Annotated in this window: 19 protein-coding genes; 8 read left to right on the forward strand and 11 right to left on the reverse strand. The window is 74.3% G+C overall.

The window, feature by feature from the left end:
• The first annotated feature begins 9 nt into the window (after window positions 1-9).
• A complete protein-coding gene (locus GNZ18_RS24720; RefSeq protein WP_156218936.1) occupies window positions 10-576 on the forward strand; it encodes a hypothetical protein in 567 nt (188 codons plus the stop codon).
• Between the two features lie 4 nt (window positions 577-580).
• Here the strand turns inward: GNZ18_RS24720 and GNZ18_RS24725 are convergent, their stop codons facing one another.
• Together GNZ18_RS24725 and GNZ18_RS24730 are read right to left on the reverse strand one after the other, a co-directional pair.
• Window positions 581-2,101, reverse strand: a complete 1,521-nt coding sequence (locus GNZ18_RS24725; RefSeq protein ID WP_156218937.1) for a leucyl aminopeptidase — start codon at window positions 2,099-2,101, stop codon at window positions 581-583.
• Between the two features lie 120 nt (window positions 2,102-2,221).
• Window positions 2,222-2,389: a DUF3117 domain-containing protein gene (locus GNZ18_RS24730; protein WP_075022250.1), complete on the reverse strand. Its 168-nt coding sequence runs from the start codon at window positions 2,387-2,389 to the stop codon at window positions 2,222-2,224.
• Between the two features lie 207 nt (window positions 2,390-2,596).
• Here GNZ18_RS24730 and GNZ18_RS24735 point away from each other — a divergent pair, with 207 nt between their 5' ends.
• The 3 genes from GNZ18_RS24735 (at window position 2,597) to GNZ18_RS24745 (ending at window position 6,884) form a co-directional block, all read left to right on the forward strand.
• Window positions 2,597-3,382 carry an enoyl-CoA hydratase-related protein gene (locus GNZ18_RS24735; RefSeq protein ID WP_156218938.1) on the forward strand — a complete coding sequence of 262 codons (786 nt, stop codon included), beginning with the start codon at window positions 2,597-2,599 and terminating at the stop codon, window positions 3,380-3,382.
• An 86-nt stretch (window positions 3,383-3,468) separates the two neighbouring features.
• Window positions 3,469-4,233, forward strand: coding sequence for an ABC transporter ATP-binding protein (locus GNZ18_RS24740; protein ID WP_156218939.1), 765 nt, complete (start codon window positions 3,469-3,471; stop codon window positions 4,231-4,233).
• 5 nt (window positions 4,234-4,238) lie between these two features.
• Window positions 4,239-6,884, forward strand: a complete 2,646-nt coding sequence (locus tag GNZ18_RS24745) for an FtsX-like permease family protein (RefSeq protein ID WP_156218940.1) — start codon at window positions 4,239-4,241, stop codon at window positions 6,882-6,884.
• A 15-nt stretch (window positions 6,885-6,899) separates the two neighbouring features.
• Here GNZ18_RS24745 and GNZ18_RS24750 read toward each other — a convergent pair whose 3' ends face one another.
• Genes GNZ18_RS24750 through GNZ18_RS43770 form a run of 3 tightly spaced genes read right to left on the reverse strand, consistent with a single transcriptional unit; the run spans window position 6,900 to window position 8,398 of the window.
• Window positions 6,900-7,475, reverse strand: coding sequence for a DNA-3-methyladenine glycosylase I (locus GNZ18_RS24750; RefSeq protein WP_156218941.1), 576 nt, complete (start codon window positions 7,473-7,475; stop codon window positions 6,900-6,902).
• Window positions 7,476-7,523: 48 nt separating this feature from the next.
• The gene (locus GNZ18_RS43765; protein WP_312874711.1) at window positions 7,524-7,952 is read right to left on the reverse strand and encodes an SRPBCC family protein; all 429 of its coding nucleotides are present in this window, start codon (window positions 7,950-7,952) and stop codon (window positions 7,524-7,526) included.
• Window positions 7,949-8,398, reverse strand: coding sequence for a DUF294 nucleotidyltransferase-like/CBS domain-containing protein (locus GNZ18_RS43770; protein ID WP_312874712.1), 450 nt, complete (start codon window positions 8,396-8,398; stop codon window positions 7,949-7,951). The genes GNZ18_RS43765 and GNZ18_RS43770 overlap by 4 nt, the downstream gene beginning before the upstream one ends.
• Window positions 8,399-8,444: 46 nt before the next feature.
• On the opposite strand from GNZ18_RS43770, the gene GNZ18_RS24760 reads away from it, so the two are divergent.
• Window positions 8,445-8,762: a hypothetical protein gene (locus tag GNZ18_RS24760; protein WP_156218942.1), complete on the forward strand. Its 318-nt coding sequence runs from the start codon at window positions 8,445-8,447 to the stop codon at window positions 8,760-8,762.
• A 54-nt stretch (window positions 8,763-8,816) separates the two neighbouring features.
• Here GNZ18_RS24760 and GNZ18_RS24765 read toward each other — a convergent pair whose 3' ends face one another.
• The 4 genes from GNZ18_RS24765 to GNZ18_RS24780 form a co-directional block, all read right to left on the reverse strand.
• On the reverse strand, window positions 8,817-10,133 hold the full coding sequence (locus GNZ18_RS24765) for an alkaline phosphatase PhoX (RefSeq protein ID WP_156218943.1): 1,317 nt from the start codon (window positions 10,131-10,133) through the stop codon (window positions 8,817-8,819).
• Window positions 10,134-10,368: 235 nt separating this feature from the next.
• Window positions 10,369-10,959 carry an LOG family protein gene (locus tag GNZ18_RS24770; RefSeq protein ID WP_156218944.1) on the reverse strand — a complete coding sequence of 197 codons (591 nt, stop codon included), beginning with the start codon at window positions 10,957-10,959 and terminating at the stop codon, window positions 10,369-10,371.
• Window positions 10,959-11,765, reverse strand: coding sequence for an LOG family protein (locus GNZ18_RS24775; protein ID WP_173390881.1), 807 nt, complete (start codon window positions 11,763-11,765; stop codon window positions 10,959-10,961). Before GNZ18_RS24775 ends, GNZ18_RS24770 begins: the two co-directional genes overlap by 1 nt.
• A gap of 42 nt (window positions 11,766-11,807) precedes the next feature.
• Entirely contained in the window at window positions 11,808-13,259 is a 1,452-nt protein-coding gene (locus GNZ18_RS24780; protein WP_156218945.1) for an MFS transporter, read from the reverse strand.
• Window positions 13,260-13,361: 102 nt separating this feature from the next.
• Between GNZ18_RS24780 and GNZ18_RS24785 the strand changes: the two genes are divergently transcribed.
• Entirely contained in the window at window positions 13,362-13,922 is a 561-nt protein-coding gene (locus GNZ18_RS24785) for a TetR/AcrR family transcriptional regulator (protein ID WP_156218946.1), read from the forward strand.
• A gap of 1 nt (window position 13,923) precedes the next feature.
• On the opposite strand, the gene GNZ18_RS24790 is transcribed toward GNZ18_RS24785, so the two are convergent.
• Window positions 13,924-14,601, reverse strand: coding sequence for a 4'-phosphopantetheinyl transferase family protein (locus GNZ18_RS24790; protein WP_156219145.1), 678 nt, complete (start codon window positions 14,599-14,601; stop codon window positions 13,924-13,926).
• A 29-nt stretch (window positions 14,602-14,630) separates the two neighbouring features.
• Here GNZ18_RS24790 and dapE point away from each other — a divergent pair, with 29 nt between their 5' ends.
• Window positions 14,631-15,689 carry a succinyl-diaminopimelate desuccinylase gene (gene dapE, locus GNZ18_RS24795; protein ID WP_156218947.1) on the forward strand — a complete coding sequence of 353 codons (1,059 nt, stop codon included), beginning with the start codon at window positions 14,631-14,633 and terminating at the stop codon, window positions 15,687-15,689.
• An 8-nt stretch (window positions 15,690-15,697) separates the two neighbouring features.
• Here the strand turns inward: dapE and GNZ18_RS24800 are convergent, their stop codons facing one another.
• The gene (locus GNZ18_RS24800; RefSeq protein WP_156218948.1) at window positions 15,698-16,534 is read right to left on the reverse strand and encodes a 2,3,4,5-tetrahydropyridine-2,6-dicarboxylate N-succinyltransferase; all 837 of its coding nucleotides are present in this window, start codon (window positions 16,532-16,534) and stop codon (window positions 15,698-15,700) included.
• A 44-nt stretch (window positions 16,535-16,578) separates the two neighbouring features.
• Here GNZ18_RS24800 and GNZ18_RS24805 point away from each other — a divergent pair, with 44 nt between their 5' ends.
• Window positions 16,579-17,472: a hypothetical protein gene (locus GNZ18_RS24805; RefSeq protein ID WP_312874713.1), complete on the forward strand. Its 894-nt coding sequence runs from the start codon at window positions 16,579-16,581 to the stop codon at window positions 17,470-17,472.
• The last annotated feature ends 16 nt before the right edge of the window (window positions 17,473-17,488 follow it).

A 17,488-nucleotide genomic window follows, 5' to 3' on the forward strand; every position in this document is an offset into this window, starting at 1 on the left:
GTGTTCGCGGTGCGGAACCGGGTCACCTGGGCGGGGGCGCGGCTGGCCATCGCATTGGTGATCTTGTTCCTGGCCTCGGCGGGGTTCGTGGCGGGCGCGGTGATGCGCGGCCTGACGGTGGGCAGCGCGGTGTTCCTGCTGCTCGGAGTGGCCGGGATCACGCTGTTCGGCGCGGGTCTGGCGGTCTCGGCCGGCGGGATGCTGGCGCGGCGCCCCGTCCTGGAGATGGACGCGGACGGGCTGCGGCGGCCGGCGCGGTGGCCGCTGCCCCGGCGCGGTGAGCGCGTACTGCCCTGGGCGGACGTGGCGGCGATCGCGGCGGTGCGGCGGGTGACCTCGCGGGGCCGCGAGCTGGACTACCTGGTGTTCCTGCCGACGGCGGAGCTGGCCGAACTGGCGCGCACGGCGGAGCGGCCACGGCTGGTCGCGCTGACGCTGCGGGACGTCCCGGCGACGGCGGAGGCCGCCGCGTGGTGCTTCGCGGTCGAGCCGGGCTGGGACGTGCCGCTCCCGGGCGTCGTCGAGGAGGCGGGGCGGCGCCGTCCCGTGCCGCTGATCGACCGCAGGACCCGCTGACCCGTCAGGCCGCGGTCAGCCAGTCCAGCAGGAGGCGGGCGCCGAAGCCGGTGGCGCCCCGGGTGAGCTCGGCGTCCTCGGAGGTGGACCGGCCGGGGCCCGCGATGTCCAGATGCGCCCAGGCTCGGTCGCCGACGAACTCGCGCAGGAACAGCGCCGCGGTGATCGCTCCCGCACCGTAGCCGCCGCGCCCGATGTTGTTGATGTCGGCGACGTCGGAGTCGATCGCGACCCGGTAGTCCTCGACGAGCGGGAGCCGCCACAGCGGCTCGCCCGCCGCGGCGCCGGCCCCGGTGAGGGCGGCGGCCAGGGCGTCGTCGGCGGTGAACAGGGCGCCGGTGCGCAGGCCGAGGGCGACCTTGGCCGCGCCGGTGAGCGTCGCCACGTCGACGATGACGTCGGGGTCGAGTTCGGCGTCGGCGTAGGCGAGCGCGTCGGCGAGGACGAGGCGCCCCTCGGCGTCGGTGTTGAGCACCTCGGAGGTCTTCCCGCCGAAGTGGGTGATGACGTCGCTCGGCCGCATCGACGACCCGGAGGGCATGTTCTCGGCCGCCGCGACCAGCCCGGTGACCCGCGCGCGGACGCCGAGGCCGCGCAGGGCGGCCATGACGGCGATGACCACGCCGCCGCCCGCCATGTCGGTCTTCATCGTCTTCATGTTGTCGTTCGGCTTCAGCGACAGGCCGCCGCTGTCGAACGTGATGCCCTTGCCGACGAGGACGACGTGCCGCTCGGGGGTCCCGGCCGGCTCGTAGGACAGCTCGATCAGCCGGGGCGGCCGGACCGATCCGGAGCCGACGGCCAGCAGCCCGCCGAAGCCGCCCTCGACCAGCTCCTTCTCGCCGCGCACGCGGACGGTGAGCCCGGCGCCGGCGGCGACCCGCTCGGCCTGCGCGGCGAGCCAGGAGGGGTCCTTCTCGCCGGCCGGGGTGTTGGTGAGGTCGCGGGCGAGGGCGGTGGCGCCGGCGCGGGCGGACCCGCGCTCGACGGCGGCCTCGACATCGGCGTCGGCGTCGGCGTCGGCGTCGGCGTCTGCGTCGGTGAGGACGGCCAGCGTGCCGAGGGGCGCCTTGGGCGGCGGCGCGCCGATCTTGAACTGGTAGCCGGCGAGCAGCGCGCCCTCGACGAGGGGGGCGGGGTCCGCGGCGGAGTCCCCGCCGGGGAGGGCGGCGACCAGCGCGCTCCGGCCCCTGCCGCGGCGGGCCAGCGCGGCGCCGGCCCGGCGCAGGTCGGCCGGGGACGCGGCGCCCACCCCGTAGAGCAGCAGCTCACGGACCTGGCCGCCCACCCGCACGGGCGCGGAGACGATCTCGCCGGGCTCGCCCTTGGCGCCGTGCAGCGCGAGCAGCTCCTCCAGCGTGCAGGGCAGCGCGGCGGTGATCTCGGCGGCGGGCGCGGAGGCGGCGGACGGGCCCTCGGAGCCTGGACGGACGGGCAGCGCCACCACCTCGGCCCCGAGCTCGACCGCCGTCTGGACGAGGGTGCCGCCGGCACCCCCGCGGTGGACGCGGGTCTCGATGGGCATGGGTGGGTCCTCCCCCTTCTGAAAACGCTGCCGAAACTCCGTGATCTTCACCCCCGGGAACGGCAAGGGCCCCGGCGGATCCGCCGGGACCGTCACCAAAGGACCGGGAGCGCCGGGCCGTCAGCCCACGACTTCCTTGAGGGCCTCGCCGAGCTCCTTGGCCTCGTCGGCGGAGAGCTCGACCACAAGGCGGCCGCCGCCCTCTAGCGGGACCCGCATGACGATTCCGCGCCCCTCCTTGGTCACTTCGAGCGGACCGTCTCCCGTCCGCGGCTTCATCGCCGCCATGCGTGCATCCCCTTCCTGCCTAGGGCCGCTGGGGGCCTCGGGCACCGTTGGCCGCGGGGCCGCCGGTCGCATTCGCGTCATCAGTAGTGGTCCATTATCTCGTCTTCCGGGCGCGAAGTGGTAACGATCAGCCTCCAGATCGGCAGAGCGACCCCCGGGGCGCCCGCGACGGCTGTGAAAGGATCCGCATCGGATGGGAGGGCGACGATGCCAGAGACCGTGCTGTACGACGTCACCGAGGGTGTGGCGACTATCACACTCAACCGTCCGGACGGGATGAACTCGCTGACGGAGGAGATGAAGGAGGCGCTGCTGGCGACCGCGCGCCGCGCCGCCGCCGACGAGGCCGCCCGCGCGGTGGTCATCACCGGCGCGGGGCGCGCCTTCTGCGCAGGTCAGGACCTGCGCGAGCACGCCGGCAACCTGGCCGCGGGCAAGGGCTTGGACGACACCGTCCGCCGCCACTACAACCCCATCGTGCTGACGCTCACCCGCATGCCCAAGCCGGTCGTCGCGGCGGTGAACGGCGTCGCGGCGGGCGCGGGCGCCTCGCTGGCGTTCGCCTCCGACCTGGTCGTCGCGTCGGAGACCGCCCGGTTCGCGACCGCGTTCACCGGGATCGGGCTGGCGCCCGACAGCGGCATGTCGTGGACGCTGCAGCGCCTCGTCGGCCGCGCCAAGGCGGCCGAGCTGCTGCTGCTCGGCGAGCCCGTGAAGGCCGCCGAGGCGCTGGAGATCGGGCTGGTCAACCGGGTCGTCCCGGCGGACGAGCTGGCCCCGGCGTCGGTGGAGCTGGCGCGGCGCCTGGCGGCCGGGCCGACCGCGTCCTACGCGGCGGTGAAGGAGGCGCTCGACCACGCGGCCTCCGCCGACCTCACGTCCGCGCTGGAGCTGGAGGCCGACCTCCAGGACCGGTGCGAGCGGACCGCCGACCACCACAACGCGACCGAGGCGTTCCTGAACAAGCGGCGGCCGACCTTCGAAGGCCGCTGACCGGCCCCGGGGTGGGGTTGTCCCCACCCCGGACTCTGGAGTGCGCGCCAATGTGGCCGGGGGTGTCCGCGCGGTTGCCTTGAGGCATGACACAGACAACCGCCGCTCCCCACGCGGCGCAGCTCGGCGGTCCCGTGGCCGTCGCGACCGACCTCGTGAAGTCCTACGGGACGGGCGACGGCGCCGTGACCGCGCTGCGCGGCGTCTCGGCGGTGTTCGCCCGCGGCCAGTTCACCGCGATCATGGGCCCGTCCGGGTCGGGCAAGTCGACGTTCCTGCACTGCCTGGCCGGGCTCGACACGGTGACCTCCGGGTCGGTCCGGATCGGCGACGTGGAGATCACCGGGCTGTCCCGGACGCGGCTGACCAAGCTGCGCCGCGACCGGCTCGGGTTCGTGTTCCAGTCGTTCAACCTGCTGCCGATGCTGACGGCGGAGGAGAACATCCGGCTGACCGGGCGGCTCGGCAACCGCCGCGCGGACCGCCGGTGGTTCGACACGATCGTGGACGCGCTCGGGCTGCGGGGGCGGCTGTCGCACCGGCCGAGCGAGCTGTCGGGCGGCCAGCAGCAGCGGGTCGCGGTGGCGCGGGCGCTGCTCACCCGTCCCGAGGTGCTGTTCGCCGACGAGCCGACCGGCAACCTCGACTCCCGCTCGGGCGCGGAGGTGCTGGGCTTCCTGCGCACGGCCGTCGACGACTACCGGCAGACCGTGATCATGGTCACGCACGACCCGGGCGCCGCCGCGCACGCCGACCGGGTGCTGTTCCTCGCGGACGGGATGATCGTCCACGAGCTGGCCGCGCCCACCATCGACGGCGTGCACGCCGTGATGCGCCGGATGGAGGGCTGAGCGGCATGTGGCTCATCGCGCGGCGCTCCTTCGCCGACGGCTGGATGCGCCTGATCGCCACGCTGCTGGCGGCGATGTTCTCGGTCGGGCTGATCGCGGGCTCGCTCCAGTTCACGCTGCGCGCGCAGGAGGCGGTCGCGGGCAGCGACGCCAGCGAGTACGCGCGGGCGGACGTCCTGGTGCAGGGCGGCTCGGCCGACCCCGACGACGCCTATTCGGCCCCGGACGGCCGCGTCGACCTGGCGCGCGTCGCCGGGGTGCCGGGCGTCGCCGCGGTCTCCGGCGACGCGATGGTCGAGGCGCAGGCCGCGGGCCGGAGCGGCAGGCCGGTGGTCGCGCCCGCGGGCGGCCGGACACGGCTGCGGCCCTGGCCGTCCGACGGCCGGCTCAGCGCCTACCACCTGGAGTCGGGCCGGGCGCCCGCCGCGCCGGGTGAGATCGTCGTCACCCGGCACATCGCCCGCGCGGGCAAGGTCGGCGCCGGCGACCCGGTCACGCTGGCGCTGCCGCGCGAGACGCGCCGGATGACGGTCGTCGGGGTGGCGACCGTCCAGGGGCACAGCGCCGTCGCGAGCGGCGACCTGGTGCTGGCCACGCCCGAGACCGTCCGGCAGGCGGCGGGGCTGCCCGCCGGCGCCTGGCAGAGCGTGTGGGTGAAGGCGGCGCCGGGCGTCGCGCCCGCCAAGCTGCGGGACGACCTGAACCGCGCCCTCACCGCCCACGGCCGGAGGGAGGCGCCTCCCTGTGGGGGGACGACCCCCCACACCCCCCGGGACTGCCCTGTCACCGTCCAGACCGCCGCGTCGGTCAGGCACGGGGAGTCGGCGAGCAACAAGTCCAGCGGCGTCTCGATCGGCGGCGCGATCGGCATGCTGTCGTCGGTCGCGGTGTTCGTCGGGCTGTTCGTGGTGGCGAACACCTTCGGCACGCTCGTCCGGCAGCGGACCCGGCGGCTCGCGCTGCTCGGCGCGATCGGCGCGACGCCGCGCCAGATCAAGCGGCTGATCAGGTTCGAGGCACTGGTGCTCGGCGCGGTCGCCTCGGCGTTCGGGGTGCTGCTCGGCTACCCGGTGTCGGGCCTGCTCACCCACCTGTTCGCGCAGGACGGCTTCGACATCAGCGCCGCCGACGCCCAGTTCGGCTGGGTCGCGCTCGCCGTCCCGGCCGCCGCCGGGATCCTCGTCACGCAGCTCGCCGCCTGGCGGGCCGCGCGCCGCGCCGCCGGGATCTCGCCGATGCAGGCGCTGCGCGCCACCGCCGCCGAGACCGGCGGCCGCCGCTGGCCCCGGCTCGTCGGCGCCTCCGTGATCCTCGCGCACGCCGCGATGTTCTACGGGCTGACGTTCGCGGTCAGGGCCGAGGAGCCGCCGGGCCCCGACCGCGCCGTCGGCGTCGCGATGATGATCCTGATGGGCTCGATGACCATGGTGATCGGGCTGGCCGTCCTCGCGCCGTTCTTCGTCGGCCCGCTCGGCGGGCTGGTCGGACGGCTCGGCCAGGCGGTCAGCGGCGAGTCCGGACGGCTCGCCCGCGCCACCATCACCCGCAGCCCGCGCCGCGTCTCCTCGGCCGCCTCCTCGCTCATGCTGGGCGTCGCGCTGGTCACCACGACCGCGCTCATGGTGCTGTCGGCCGACGCCCGCTTCGAGGAGGCGGGCAAGCAGGTCATGGTCGCCGGGCACGCGGTCGCCGCGACCGGCACGACCTCCGACGGCCCCGCCCCGCTCCCCCGGGACGTGGCGGCCCGCGCGGCCCGCGCCCCCGGCGTCACGCACGCCGTGCCGCTGACCGTGACCGACGCCAAGCTCGTCAGCCCGCCGCCCCGGCCGCCCTCCCCCGAGGAGGCGCCGGAGCCGGTCTACCTGACCGTGACCGGCGCGGACCAGGCGGCGCTGCCGTCCGTCCTCGACCTCGGCGGGCACCTGCGGGCGCTCGGCACCGGCGAGATCGGGGTGACCTCGGCCGTGCTGAAGGCGAACCACCTCAGGAAGGGGCAGAGCATCACCGTGCGCGGCGCGCGGGGACGGGTGCGGCTGACGGTCGCGGGCGCCTACCACGACCCGTCCCACCTGTTCGCCGACCAGGCGCTGGTGTCCCCCGCGACCATGGACCGGCTCGACCCGGACGCGGCGACCCAGGCCGTCCTCGTCAGGGGCGGGACGGCCGCCTCCATCGGGCAGGCGGTGGCGGCCGTCCCCGGCGTGCGGGTCATGGACGAGGCCGGATACGTCAGGACCGCGTCGAAGTCCATGACCAAGGGCATGCGGGTGATCTACGGCTTCATCGGGATGGCGCTCGTCCTCGCCCTGTTCGGGATGGCGACGACGGTGTCGATGAGCGTGGCCGAGCGCACCCGCGAGTTCGGGCTGCTCGGCGCGGTCGGCGCGACGATGGCGCAGGTCCGCTCGATCGTCCGGTGGGAGGCCGCGACCGTCGTGCTGCTGGGCGGCCTGCTCGGCATCGGCACCGCGTTCGGGACCGTCGCGCTCATGCACGTGGCGACCCAGAGCTCGTTCCTGACGCCGTCCGCGCCGTGGTGGCTGTACCTGCTGATCATCGGCGCGGCCGCCGCGATCACGCTCGGCACCTCCGCGCTGCCCGCGCGCCGGGCCGCCGGGATCCCCGTCCTGGAGGCGACCAAGGCGGACTAGCGGGGACCGACCTCGCTAGGCGTAGGCCCCGCGCCGGTGGCAGCCGGCGAGGTGGTCGTCGACCAGCCCGCACGCCTCCATCAGGGCGTAGACGGTCGTGGGGCCGAGGAACCGGAAGCCGTGCCGCTTGAGCTCCTTGGCGAGGGCCTTGGAGCCCTCGGTGGAGGCGGGCACGTCGCCCATGTCGGCGTAGGCGGGCGCGCCGGGGTCGGCGTAGCGCCACACGGTCGCGGCGAGGCCGCCGGGCAGGTCGAGGGCGGCGCGGGCGTTGCCGATCGCCGCGTCGATCTTCGCGCGGTTGCGGACGATGCCGGCGTCGCCCATCAGGCGGGCGACGTCGGCGGCGTCGAACGCGGCGACCTTCTCCATGTCGAAACCGTGGAAGGCGGCGCGGAACGCCTCGCGCTTGCGCAGGATCGTCAGCCAGGACAGGCCCGACTGGAACGCCTCCAGGCACAGCCTCTCGTACAGGCCGGCGTCGTCGCGGACGGGGCGGCCCCACTCCTCGTCGTGGTAGGCGATGTAGTCGGGCGCCGACAGCCCCCACGGGCAGCGCGCCAGCCCGTCCTCGCCACGGATCGCTGTGCTCATCCGGACCGTTCTACCTCATTCCACCGACATCCGACCGGCCGGGCGGGGTCAGGAGGCCGCCAGCGCGGCCAGGCGGCGCAGCCCGAGCCCCATGAACGCGCGGACGACGGGCCCGGCCAGCAGCCAGCCCGCGCGCCCGGCGGGCCCGAGCGGCAGGTCGACGCGCTCGGCCCACACGACACGGCTGCCCGACCCGTAGGGGGTGACCTCGAACCACGCCTCGCCGCGCACGACCCGCCCGGTGTGCCGGACGGCCACCCGCCGCCCCGGCCGCCAGTCGGTGACCACCATCGTGTCGAGGAACCCGGCCCGGCCGACTCCCGTGAAGGCGCGCAGGTCGGCGCCGACCTCATGGCCGCCCTCGGCGCTGGTGAACGGCATCCACTCGGCGTGCCTCGGCCAGTCGGTGAGGACCTCGAAGAGGCGCTCGGGCGGGGCGTCCGAGACCGCCTCGGCGTGGACGGCGACGGCGCTCACGCGCCCTCCTCGCCGGCGGGCTCGTCGGCCGCGCCGTCCTCGGGGCCGCGCAGCGCGCCGTTGTTCGCGACGACCTGCTCCTGGATGCCGTGCAGCGCGCCGATCCGCTCCGGCCGCTCCTGCTCGCCGAGGCGGCGGCGCAGGTCGTCGAGCTGCCGCTCCAGGACGGCCAGCCGCAGGTCGCGCTCGGTCAGCGCGCCCCGCAGGCGGCGCAGCGCCTCGTCGGTGACGGTGACCTGGTAGCCCCAGGCGGCGTGCGGAAGCCGCAGGTGGGCCGCCTCCGACGCGGTGAGCTGGCGCCCCTCCGGCAGCGGGAGCGGCGGATGGTCGGCATGGGTCTCGGCCAGCTCGCCGCCCCGGCCCATGGCGAGGACGACGACGGCGCCCAGCACGGCGACGCCGACCAGGACGAAGACCACAACCACGTTCGCGCTCCGATCTGTCACCGTCTCCCAACGTCCACGCATGACCGATCGTGCCACGCTTGGGGGCATGGGGTTGCATGAGCGATGGGTTCTGACGTCCGGAGCGGACGTTCCGGAGGGCGCGGTCGACGCCGGAGCCGCGCCTCCGGCGGCGCGTGTGGCGGAACTGGCGGAGGCGGGCGGTGTGGTCCTGGTCACGCTGGAGTCGGACGAGCCGGAACCCGACCCGGGCCTCCTCGCGGCCGCGTCGGTCTACGCGTGGCTCGGGGCGCGGGCCTTCCTCGTCCCCGGGCCCCAGGCGGACGCCGTGCGCCAGGTCGTCGACATGGTCGCCTCCATCCAGGGCGTCCGCCCCCCGGCCGCCGCCCGCCGCGGCCTGGCCTGAGGGAACCCCGGTTCTCCTGGGGAGCGGGCCCAGGAAACCGGGGTCACGGGCGACTCAGCCGCGCAGCTTGTGCCAGGGGCCCGTGATGGCGAAGGTGGCGCCCGGGTCGGACTGGCGGTTGGCGAACAGGACGCGGCCGTCGGGCGAGAACGTGACGCCGGTGAACTCGCTGCCGTTGAGGGCGTTGCGGGCCATCGCGAACGGCTTGTTCTTCTTGGTGGTGCCGACGAGGTACTGCTCGCCGTCGCCGTCCTCGGCGAGGATCACGCCGCCGCCGTAGGGCGAGACCGTGATGTTGTCCGGGCCGTCGAACCGGCCGCCCGGCTTGAAGATGAGCTGGAGCTCGATCTGGTTGCTCTTCGGGTCGTAGGTCCAGACCTGGCCGGCGTGCTCGGCTGCGGCGCCGTCGGACTTGTGCGAGAAGCTGCACACGAAGTACACCTTCCCGTGGCCCCACCACGCGCCCTCCAGCTTCTGGCTCCGCGTGATCGTGTCGAACTGCTTGCGGACGGAGGTCTCCTTCGCCGACGGGTCGGGGACCTTCACCCAGCGGGCGTGCAGCTTGGTGCCGGGCTCCTGCACGATCGACAGGTCCGGGACGCCCCGGACGTTCAGCGCCTCAAGCCGGCCGCCCTGCGCGTAGGCGTGGTAGTCGCCCCGGTGCGCGCGGGGGCGGAACCGGTAGAACAGGCCGAACGGGCCCGCCGCGTCCTCGGTGAGGTAGGCGGTGAGCGTGTGCGGGTCGACGGCGACGGCCTCGTGGGCGAACCGGCCGAGGCCGGTCAGCGGGACGGGCTTGGTGCGCTTGCCGTGCGGGTCGACCTCGAAGACCCAGCCGTGGGTCTTGGTCTGGGCCGAGAAGCCCTCGGTCTCCTCGCACGTGAGCCAGGTGCCCCAGGGGGTGCGGCCGCCGGCGCAGTTGGTGGAGGTGCCGGCGAGGCTCACGTACTGGGAGAGCAGCGTCCCCTCCCGGTCGACCTCCAGCGTGGTCGTGCCGCCCCAGGCCGCCGGGTCGTAGGTCCACTCGGGACGGGCGACGGCGCGGGTGCCGTTGGTGCTCTGCTCGTGGTTGCGGACGAGGCGGGTGCGGTCCGGCTTGCTGCCCGGGAAGGTCGCCGTCCCGTCGTGGTGGCCGGGGACGACGCCGCCGCCGGAGATGGACTCGCCCTCCACCGACAGCGTCTTGTACGAGAAGCCCTCGGGCAGGTCCAGGACGCCCTTCGGGTCGGGGATCAGCGGGCCGTAGCCGTAGGCCTCGCCGACATCGGCGCCCGCGGAGGTCTGGAAGATCGAGTCGAGGCTTCCGGCCAGGGCGATGGACAGCGCGCCGGCGGCGCCGCCCTTCACCACACCGCGACGGGACACGGACATGGGCACTCCTTCGGAACACGTGGTGGGATCACGCGGGAGCCTGGTCCGCGCCCCTGAACCGAAGGTGAACGAGTGCCCGACGAACGGCAAACCCCCAGGGCAATCTTGCATCGGGCCTGCTTTGGGCCTGCTTTCGGATGTCCCGAAGGCGGCTGCGGCGCCGTCCGGCGCGCACTCGCGCACAGACGGTCGCCGCGGGCGCACGGTCAGGATCCGCCCCGCCGGAGGGCCCCGGTCAGAGCTCGGCCTCGGCGTAGTCCTCGGGGGTGGCCTCGATGCGCGGCTGGGACCGCTCCAGCAGGTCGAACGCCTCGTCCACCGAGGCCGTCCAGCCGACGGCGTCGAAGACCTTCGCGCGCGCGAGGCCCTGGTCGACCAGACCGGTCATCAGCGCGCGCAGCGGCTCGTAGACGCCGGTCGGGTCGAGGATCACCAGGGGCTTGTCGTGCATGCCGAGGGTGCGGGCCGTCCAGATCTCGAACAGCTCCTCCAGCGTGCCGATCCCGCCGGGCAGGACGAGGAAGGCGTCGCTGCGGCGGTCCATCTCGCCCTTGCGGGAGCGCATGTCGGGGGTGACGACCAGCTCGTGGTTGTCCCCGTCGGAGATCTCCACGTCGACCAGGCCCTCGGGGATGACCCCGACGGTCGTGGCGCCGCCGGCCCGCGCGGCGCGGGCGACGGCGCCCATGCACGACACCTGGGCCCCGCCGCTGACCAGGCTGTGCCCGCGCCGGGCCAGCTCGGCGCCGACCCGCTCGGCCAGCTCCACGTGGATCTTGTCGATCTTGCTGCTGGACGCGCAGAACACGCAGACGGCGAGGGCCATCAGGTGCCGCTCACGCCCGTGGCGGCGGCCTCGGCCACCGCCGCCTCCTCCTGGATGCGCCGCTCGGCCTCCAGGTGCGCGTCGACGATGACCCGGACGACCTCGTCGGGGTCGTCGGTGAGGTGGATCAGGTCCATGTCCTCGGGGGAGATCTTCGCCGACGGCAGCATGGTCTGCTTGACCCAGTCGAGCAGGCCGCCCCAGAACTCGGTGCCGACGAGCACGATCGGGAACCGGGTGATCTTCTTGGTCTGGACGAGCGTGATCGCCTCGAACAGCTCGTCCAGCGTCCCGAACCCGCCCGGGAGCACCACGAACGCCTGGCTGTACTTGACGAACATGGTCTTGCGGACGAAGAAGTAGCGGAATTCGAGCCCGATGTCGATGTGGTCGTTCAGCTTCTGCTCGAACGGCAGCTCGATCCCGAGCCCGACCGACAGCCCGCCGTTCTCGTCGCAGCCCTTGTTGGCGGCCTCCATGATCCCCGGCCCGCCGCCAGTGATCACCGCGTAGCCGGCCTCGTGCAGCCTGGCGCCGATGTCCACGGCCAGCTCGTACTCGGGCGTGCCGGGCTTGGTACGGGCGCTGCCGAAGACGCTGACCGCCTTCGGCAGCTCCGCGAGCAGGCCGAACCCCTCGACGAACTCCGCCTGGATGCGCAGCACGCGCCAGGGGTCGGCGTGCACCCAGTCGGACTTGCCGCGGTCGTCGAGCAGCCGCTGGTCGGTGGTCGTCTGCGGGACGGCGCGTCCGCGCAGCATCGCCGGCCCCTGCCGGCGCGCTGGGGGGTTCACTTCGGATGTCATGCGCCTAACGGTAGCCAAGTGCCGGTTCCCCCAACCGCCGAATTACCTCAGCCCGGCCGCGTCCGGCTGCGGCGCGTCCGGCTCCGGCTCCACCGCGGCTCGGACCCGGCGTCCGGGCGGTAGGACCAGCGCGACGAGCACCGCGACCAGGGCGAGCGCGGCGCTGGTGAGCATGCCGTCCTGGAAGCCCTCGTTGAGCGCCGCGGCCTGGACCCGCTCCCCGGCGGCGAACGCGTCCTCGGTGGCGGCGGTGGACACCGCGACGGTGATCGCGAGGCCGAGCGCGCCGCCGACCTGCTGGGTGGTGTTGATGAGCCCGGAGGCGAGGCCCGACTCCCGCGCGGAGGCCCCGGCGGTGGCCGCGATCGTGACGGCGACGAACGCCGTCCCGCCGCCGAGCCCCATCACCAGGGACGGGCCGAGGACGTCCTGCCAGTAGTCGCCGGGCGCCGACAGCCGCGAGAACCACGCGAGGCCCGCCGCGGCGACCGCCAGCCCGGCGGCCGACGCGGGACGCGGGCCGAACCGCGTGACGAGCCCGGACCCCGCGCCCGCGCCCGCGGCCATCGCGACCGCGACCGGGAGCTGCCCGAGCCCCGCCCTGACCGGCCCGTAGTCCATGACCTGCTGGAGGTAGAGGGTCATCACGTAGAACATCGGGAAGACGGCCATCGTCATCAGGACGGCGGCGAGGTTGCCGCCGCTCAGCTCCCGGCTCCGGAAGGTCGACAGCGGCATGAGCGGGTTCCGGACGCGGGCCTCCACCAGCACGAACGCCGCGAGCAGCAGCAGCGCGGCCCCGCCGAGCCCGTAGGTCCGGGCGGAGGTCCAGCCGGCGTCGCCCGCGTCCACGAGCGTGTAGACGAGCAGCGCGAGGCCGCCGGTGACCGTCGCGGCGCCGAGCAGGTCGAAGCCACGGACGGCGGTGTCGCGCGCCTCGGGCAGCAGGAGCGGCGCGAGCGCGAGCGCGGCGGCGCCGATCGGCACGTTGACGAACAGCACCGCCTCCCAGCCGAACCGGTCGGTGAGCAGCCCGCCGAGGATCGACCCGGTCGCGCCGCCCGCGCCCGCGACGGCGCCGAACAGCCCGAGCGCGCGGTTGCGCTCGGGCCCCGGCGCGTACAGCGTCATGATCAGCGACAGCGCGGCCGGGGCGGCCAGCGCGGCGCCGAGCCCCTGGACAGCGCGGGCGGCGACGAGCAGCCCCGCGCCGCCCGCGAGGCCGCCGCCGAGCGAGGCGAGCGTGAACAGGGCGAGCCCGGCGACGAACATCCGGCGGCGCCCGGCGAGGTCGGCGACCCGCCCGCCGAACAGCAGGAAACCGCCGAAGGCGAGCGTGTAGGCGTTGCCGACCCAGGACAGGTCGGCCTGGTCGAAGCGCAGCTCGCGGCCGATGGACGGCAGGGCGACGTTGACGATCGAGGCGTCCAGCACGAGGACGAACTGGACGGTGACGAGCAGGGCGAGGGCGAGCCCCCGGCGCCGTCCCGGCATGGGCGTCAACTCCTGAGTAGAAGAGGAATTCCGGTTCCGCTTGTGCTCGGGCACGATACGGAATCACGATTCCGGTTGTCAATTCATGATTGACTGGAGGTGATGTCCGCCACCGACGAGCGCCCCATGCGCGCCGACGCCCGCCGCAACCGGCGCCGCGTCCTGGACGCCGCGCGCGCGGTCTTCGAGGAGCACGGCGACGCCGCCCAGATGGAGGACATCGCCCGGCGCGCGGGTGTCGGCATCGGAACGATCTACCGGCACTTCCCCACCAAGAAGGCGCTGATCGACGAGCTGACCTACCAGTGGATGGAGGACGGCGCGGTCAACGCGGCCAAGGCGCTCCTGCTGGAGGACCCGTGGGACGCGCTCGCCGCGTTCGTCCGGAGCAGCTCCGAGGTGATGGTCCGCAACCGGGGGCTGCGCAGGGTCTACGGCGACATGGTCAACGTGCTGGACTCGCCCGACAACGTCCACCACGAACTGCGCGCCAACGTCGGCGAGCTGATCGACCGCGCGCACGCGGCGGGCACGCTGCGCCCGGACGTCGGGTTCACCGAGTTCCAGTCGCTCATGTGCGGCCTGGCCATGGCCACCGCCCGCTCCGGCCCCGGCGGGCACCACATCTACGCCGAGGTGATCCTCAAGGGCATGCGCGCCTGAGTCAGGGCCCCTGCTCGGTGATCTTGAGCGGCCGACCGGTCAGCGCGGCCAGCGACGCGGCGTAGCCGGGCCCGGCCGACAGGTCCGCGAGCCGGACGGGCGACACGGCGGCCTCGCCGTCCCAGGCCACCACCTCGGCGGGGGCGTCCGGGGGCGAGAGGCGGATCGCGCTCATCGACGCGGCGAGCCCGTGGCCGGTGGCCTTCAGGATCGCCTCCTTGCGGCTCCAGTAGGCGTGGAAGGCGCTCCGGCGCCGCTCGGGCGGCAGCGCGGCGAGGACCTCGCGCTCGGCGGCGGCCAGCACCATCTCCGCGAGCCGCTCGATGTCGCGGTCGCTCTCCTGCTCCACGTCCACGCCGATGTCGGCGCCCTCGGTGACCGCGAGCACGACGCGGTCGCCGGAGTGGGACAGGGAGAAGTCCACCCGGTGGCCGGGCAGCCGGGGCTTGCCGTGGGACGCGCCGCAGTGCGGGCAGTGGGTGCTGAACCGGATGTCGCCCTCGGCGAGCCCGGTGACCTCGGCGAGGACGGTGCGCGCGAGGAACCGCCCGGTGACGAAGCGGGCCCGGTCGGCCGGGCGGCGGAACCGGTCGTAGCGCTCGCGCTCCGCCGCGTCCAGCAGGTCGCGCATCGCCGGATCGTCGCTGGGCGCCGCCCAGTGCACGGCGCATTCGAGCATCTCCACGACGGCGATGATAGGACTTGGGCATGGGGCTCGATCTGTACTCGGACGTGGCGGACCTGACGGCGGCGATCGTCGACATCGAATCGGTGAGCGGTGCGGAGAAGGCCCTCGCCGACGCCGTCGAGGACGCGCTGCGCGCCCTCCCCCACCTCACGGTGCTGCGCGAGGGCAACAATGTTGTGGCGCGCACGGAACTCGGGCATGGCGAGCGGGTCGTTCTCGCAGGTCACCTCGACACCGTCCCGCTGAACGGCAACCTGCCCTCGCGCGTGGAGGGCGACCGGCTCTACGGCTGCGGGACCAGCGACATGAAGAGCGGCGTCGCGGTCGCGCTGAAGCTGGCCGCCGCGCTCCCCGCGCCGACCCGCGACATCACCTACGTCTTCTACGAGTGCGAGGAGATCGAGGCCGAGCGCAACGGGCTGACGCGGCTGTCGGCGACGCGTCCCGAACTGCTCCGCGGCGACTTCGCGGTGCTGATGGAGCCGACCGGCGGGCTGATCGAGGGCGGCTGCCAGGGGACGCTGCGCGCCGAGGTCACCGCGCGCGGCGAGCGGGCGCACAGCGCGCGGCCCTGGATGGGCTCGAACGCGATCCACACCGCCGGGGGGATCCTCGACGTGCTGCGGGCCTACGAGCCGTCGCGTCCGGTGGTGGACGGGCTGGAGTACCGCGAGGCCATGAACGCGGTGTTCGTGCGCGGCGGCGTCGCCGGGAACGTCGTCCCGGACGAGTGCGTCGTCACCGTCAACTACCGGTTCGCGCCCGACAAGTCGCTCGCGGAGGCCGAGGAGGTCACGCGCGCGCTGTTCACCGGCTTCGACGTGAGGATCATCGACGGCGCGGCGGCGGCGCGGCCGGGGCTGACCCACCCGGCGGCGGAGGCGTTCGTCGCGGCCACCGGGGCGCGGGTCCGCGCCAAGCTCGGCTGGACGGACGTGGCGCGCTTCTCCGAGCTCGGCGTCCCCGCGGTCAACTTCGGGCCGGGAGAGCCCACCCTCGCCCACACCAAGGACGAATACGTGGAGCTCCCCCTGATCACCGACTGCGAGACCCGCATGCGCGCCTGGCTGACCGCCTGAGGCGGGCGTCAGGCGTTGACGCCGTGGTCCCTCAGGATCTGGTTGAGGGCCGACTTGTCGTGCCGCCGGCCCTCTTCGAGCCGCTTGAGGATCAGGACGGCGGGCAGCCCGAACGTCCCGCCGGCGAACTCCTTGGTGCGGGTGCCGCCGACCGCGACGCACCAGTCGGGGATGCGGCCCCGGCTGATCTCCTCGCCCGTCTCCACGTCGATGACCGGCATGGACGCCGACAGGTTCGTGCCGGATCCGACCATCGCGCCGCGCCCGACCCGGGCCCCCTCGACGATCATCGAGCGGCTGCCGATCATCGCCTCGTCCTCGATGATCACGGGCTTGGCGTTCGGCGGCTCCAGCACGCCGCCGATGCCGACGCCGCCGGACAGGTGGACGTTCTTGCCGATCTGCGCGCACGACCCCACGGTCGCCCACGTGTCGACCATCGTGCCCGAGTCGACGTAGGCGCCGATGTTGGTGAACGAGGGCATCAGCACCACGCCGGGCGCCAGGTGGGAGCCCCAGCGGGCGATCGCGCCCGGGACGACGCGGACGCCGTCCAGCCGGCTCTTCAGCGGGATGCGGTCGTGGTAGCGGAAGTCGCCGACCTGGGAACGCACCATGCCGAGGACTTTGAAGCTCAGCAGGATCGCGCGCTTGGCCCGCTCGTCGACGACCACCTCGTCGGAGGCGGGGTCGACGACGGCGACGCGGGCCTCGCCGAGGTCGAGCTGGTCGACGGCGGCCACGATGGCCGCGCGCGCGTCGGCGTCATCGGGCGTCAGGTCGGCGCGCCGCTCCCACAGCTCGTCGATGACGCCGGAGATCGGGCTGGTGAACGTTTCGGTCATGGCCCTTGAGCTTACTGCCGCCCATCTCCCGGTACCGTCGTCGCGTGGCTGTTTGGGCGAGGTTGAAGGCGCGTTCCGCGGAGGGGCGGGGCCGTGGGGGCGGCCCCCCGTGGCGGTGGACGGTCGTCTCCGCGATCGCCGTGGTCGCCGTGGTCGTCGGCGGCTATGCGGCGTTCCAGCGCGCCCGCCCCTACCTGCACGGATCCGGCTGCGAGGTGCGCGCCGCCGCGGGCAAGATGCCGCTGGACCTCGACCAGGCCGCCAACGCCGCCACGATCGCGGCGGTGGCGTTCCGCAAACAGCTCCCCGAGCGCGCCACGGTGATCGCCTACGCGACCGCGATCCAGGAGTCGCACATCCGCAACCTGCCGGGCGGCGACCGCGATTCGGTCGGCATGTTCCAGCAGCGCCCCTCGCAGGGCTGGGGCAAGCCGGCGCAGCTCCGCGACCCCGTCCAGGCCACGAGCAAGTTCTTCGACGCCCTCGTGAAGGTCAAGGACTACCTCGACCGCGACCTGCACGACTCCGCGCAGCGGGTGCAGCGCAGCGCCGACGGCCGCGCCTACGCCCAGCACGAGCCCGACGGCAAGCTGCTCGCCCGCGTGTTCACCGGCCGCGAGCCCGGCTCGGCGCGCTGCTGGTACCCGCCGGACAAGAAGACCGCGCCGCGCCGCGCCGCGGCGATCCGCGAGATGCGCCGCGCGTTCGGCGGGCGCCTCCAGGTGGACGCGCCCAGGAGCGCGGCGCCCGAGTGGGACGGGGTCCGGGTGACCAACACCCGCGCGGGCTGGGCGGTCGCCGCGTGGACCGTGACGCACGCGCAGGTCTACGGGCTGGCCGAGGTCCGCTACGCGGGCAGGCACTGGCAGGCGGACGCGGGCCACGACGGCTGGACCAAGGACGAGGACGCCCCCACCGACCACGTCATCATCCAGTGATCGCCGGGGGCGCCCC

Source organism: Actinomadura litoris (genome assembly GCF_009733595.1).
Lineage (GTDB): Bacteria > Actinomycetota > Actinomycetes > Streptosporangiales > Streptosporangiaceae > Spirillospora > Spirillospora litoris.

Bases quoted from the DNA above. Each gene is read 5' to 3' on its own strand.
- GNZ18_RS24725 (WP_156218937.1), bottom strand. From the start codon at position 2,101: ATGCCCATCGAGACCCGCGTCCACCGCGGGGGTGCCGGCGGCACCCTC.
- GNZ18_RS24730 (WP_075022250.1), bottom strand. From the start codon at position 2,389: ATGGCGGCGATGAAGCCGCGGACGGGAGACGGTCCGCTCGAAGTGACC.
- GNZ18_RS24735 (WP_156218938.1), top strand. From the start codon at position 2,597: ATGCCAGAGACCGTGCTGTACGACGTCACCGAGGGTGTGGCGACTATC.
- GNZ18_RS24740 (WP_156218939.1), top strand. From the start codon at position 3,469: ATGACACAGACAACCGCCGCTCCCCACGCGGCGCAGCTCGGCGGTCCC.
- GNZ18_RS24745 (WP_156218940.1), top strand. From the start codon at position 4,239: ATGTGGCTCATCGCGCGGCGCTCCTTCGCCGACGGCTGGATGCGCCTG.
- GNZ18_RS24750 (WP_156218941.1), bottom strand. From the start codon at position 7,475: ATGAGCACAGCGATCCGTGGCGAGGACGGGCTGGCGCGCTGCCCGTGG.
- GNZ18_RS24760 (WP_156218942.1), top strand. From the start codon at position 8,445: ATGGGGTTGCATGAGCGATGGGTTCTGACGTCCGGAGCGGACGTTCCG.
- GNZ18_RS24765 (WP_156218943.1), bottom strand. From the start codon at position 10,133: ATGTCCGTGTCCCGTCGCGGTGTGGTGAAGGGCGGCGCCGCCGGCGCG.
- GNZ18_RS24770 (WP_156218944.1), bottom strand. From the start codon at position 10,959: ATGGCCCTCGCCGTCTGCGTGTTCTGCGCGTCCAGCAGCAAGATCGAC.
- GNZ18_RS24775 (WP_173390881.1), bottom strand. From the start codon at position 11,765: ATGACATCCGAAGTGAACCCCCCAGCGCGCCGGCAGGGGCCGGCGATG.
- GNZ18_RS24780 (WP_156218945.1), bottom strand. From the start codon at position 13,259: ATGCCGGGACGGCGCCGGGGGCTCGCCCTCGCCCTGCTCGTCACCGTC.
- GNZ18_RS24785 (WP_156218946.1), top strand. From the start codon at position 13,362: ATGTCCGCCACCGACGAGCGCCCCATGCGCGCCGACGCCCGCCGCAAC.
- GNZ18_RS24790 (WP_156219145.1), bottom strand. From the start codon at position 14,601: ATGCTCGAATGCGCCGTGCACTGGGCGGCGCCCAGCGACGATCCGGCG.
- dapE (WP_156218947.1), top strand. From the start codon at position 14,631: ATGGGGCTCGATCTGTACTCGGACGTGGCGGACCTGACGGCGGCGATC.
- GNZ18_RS24800 (WP_156218948.1), bottom strand. From the start codon at position 16,534: ATGACCGAAACGTTCACCAGCCCGATCTCCGGCGTCATCGACGAGCTG.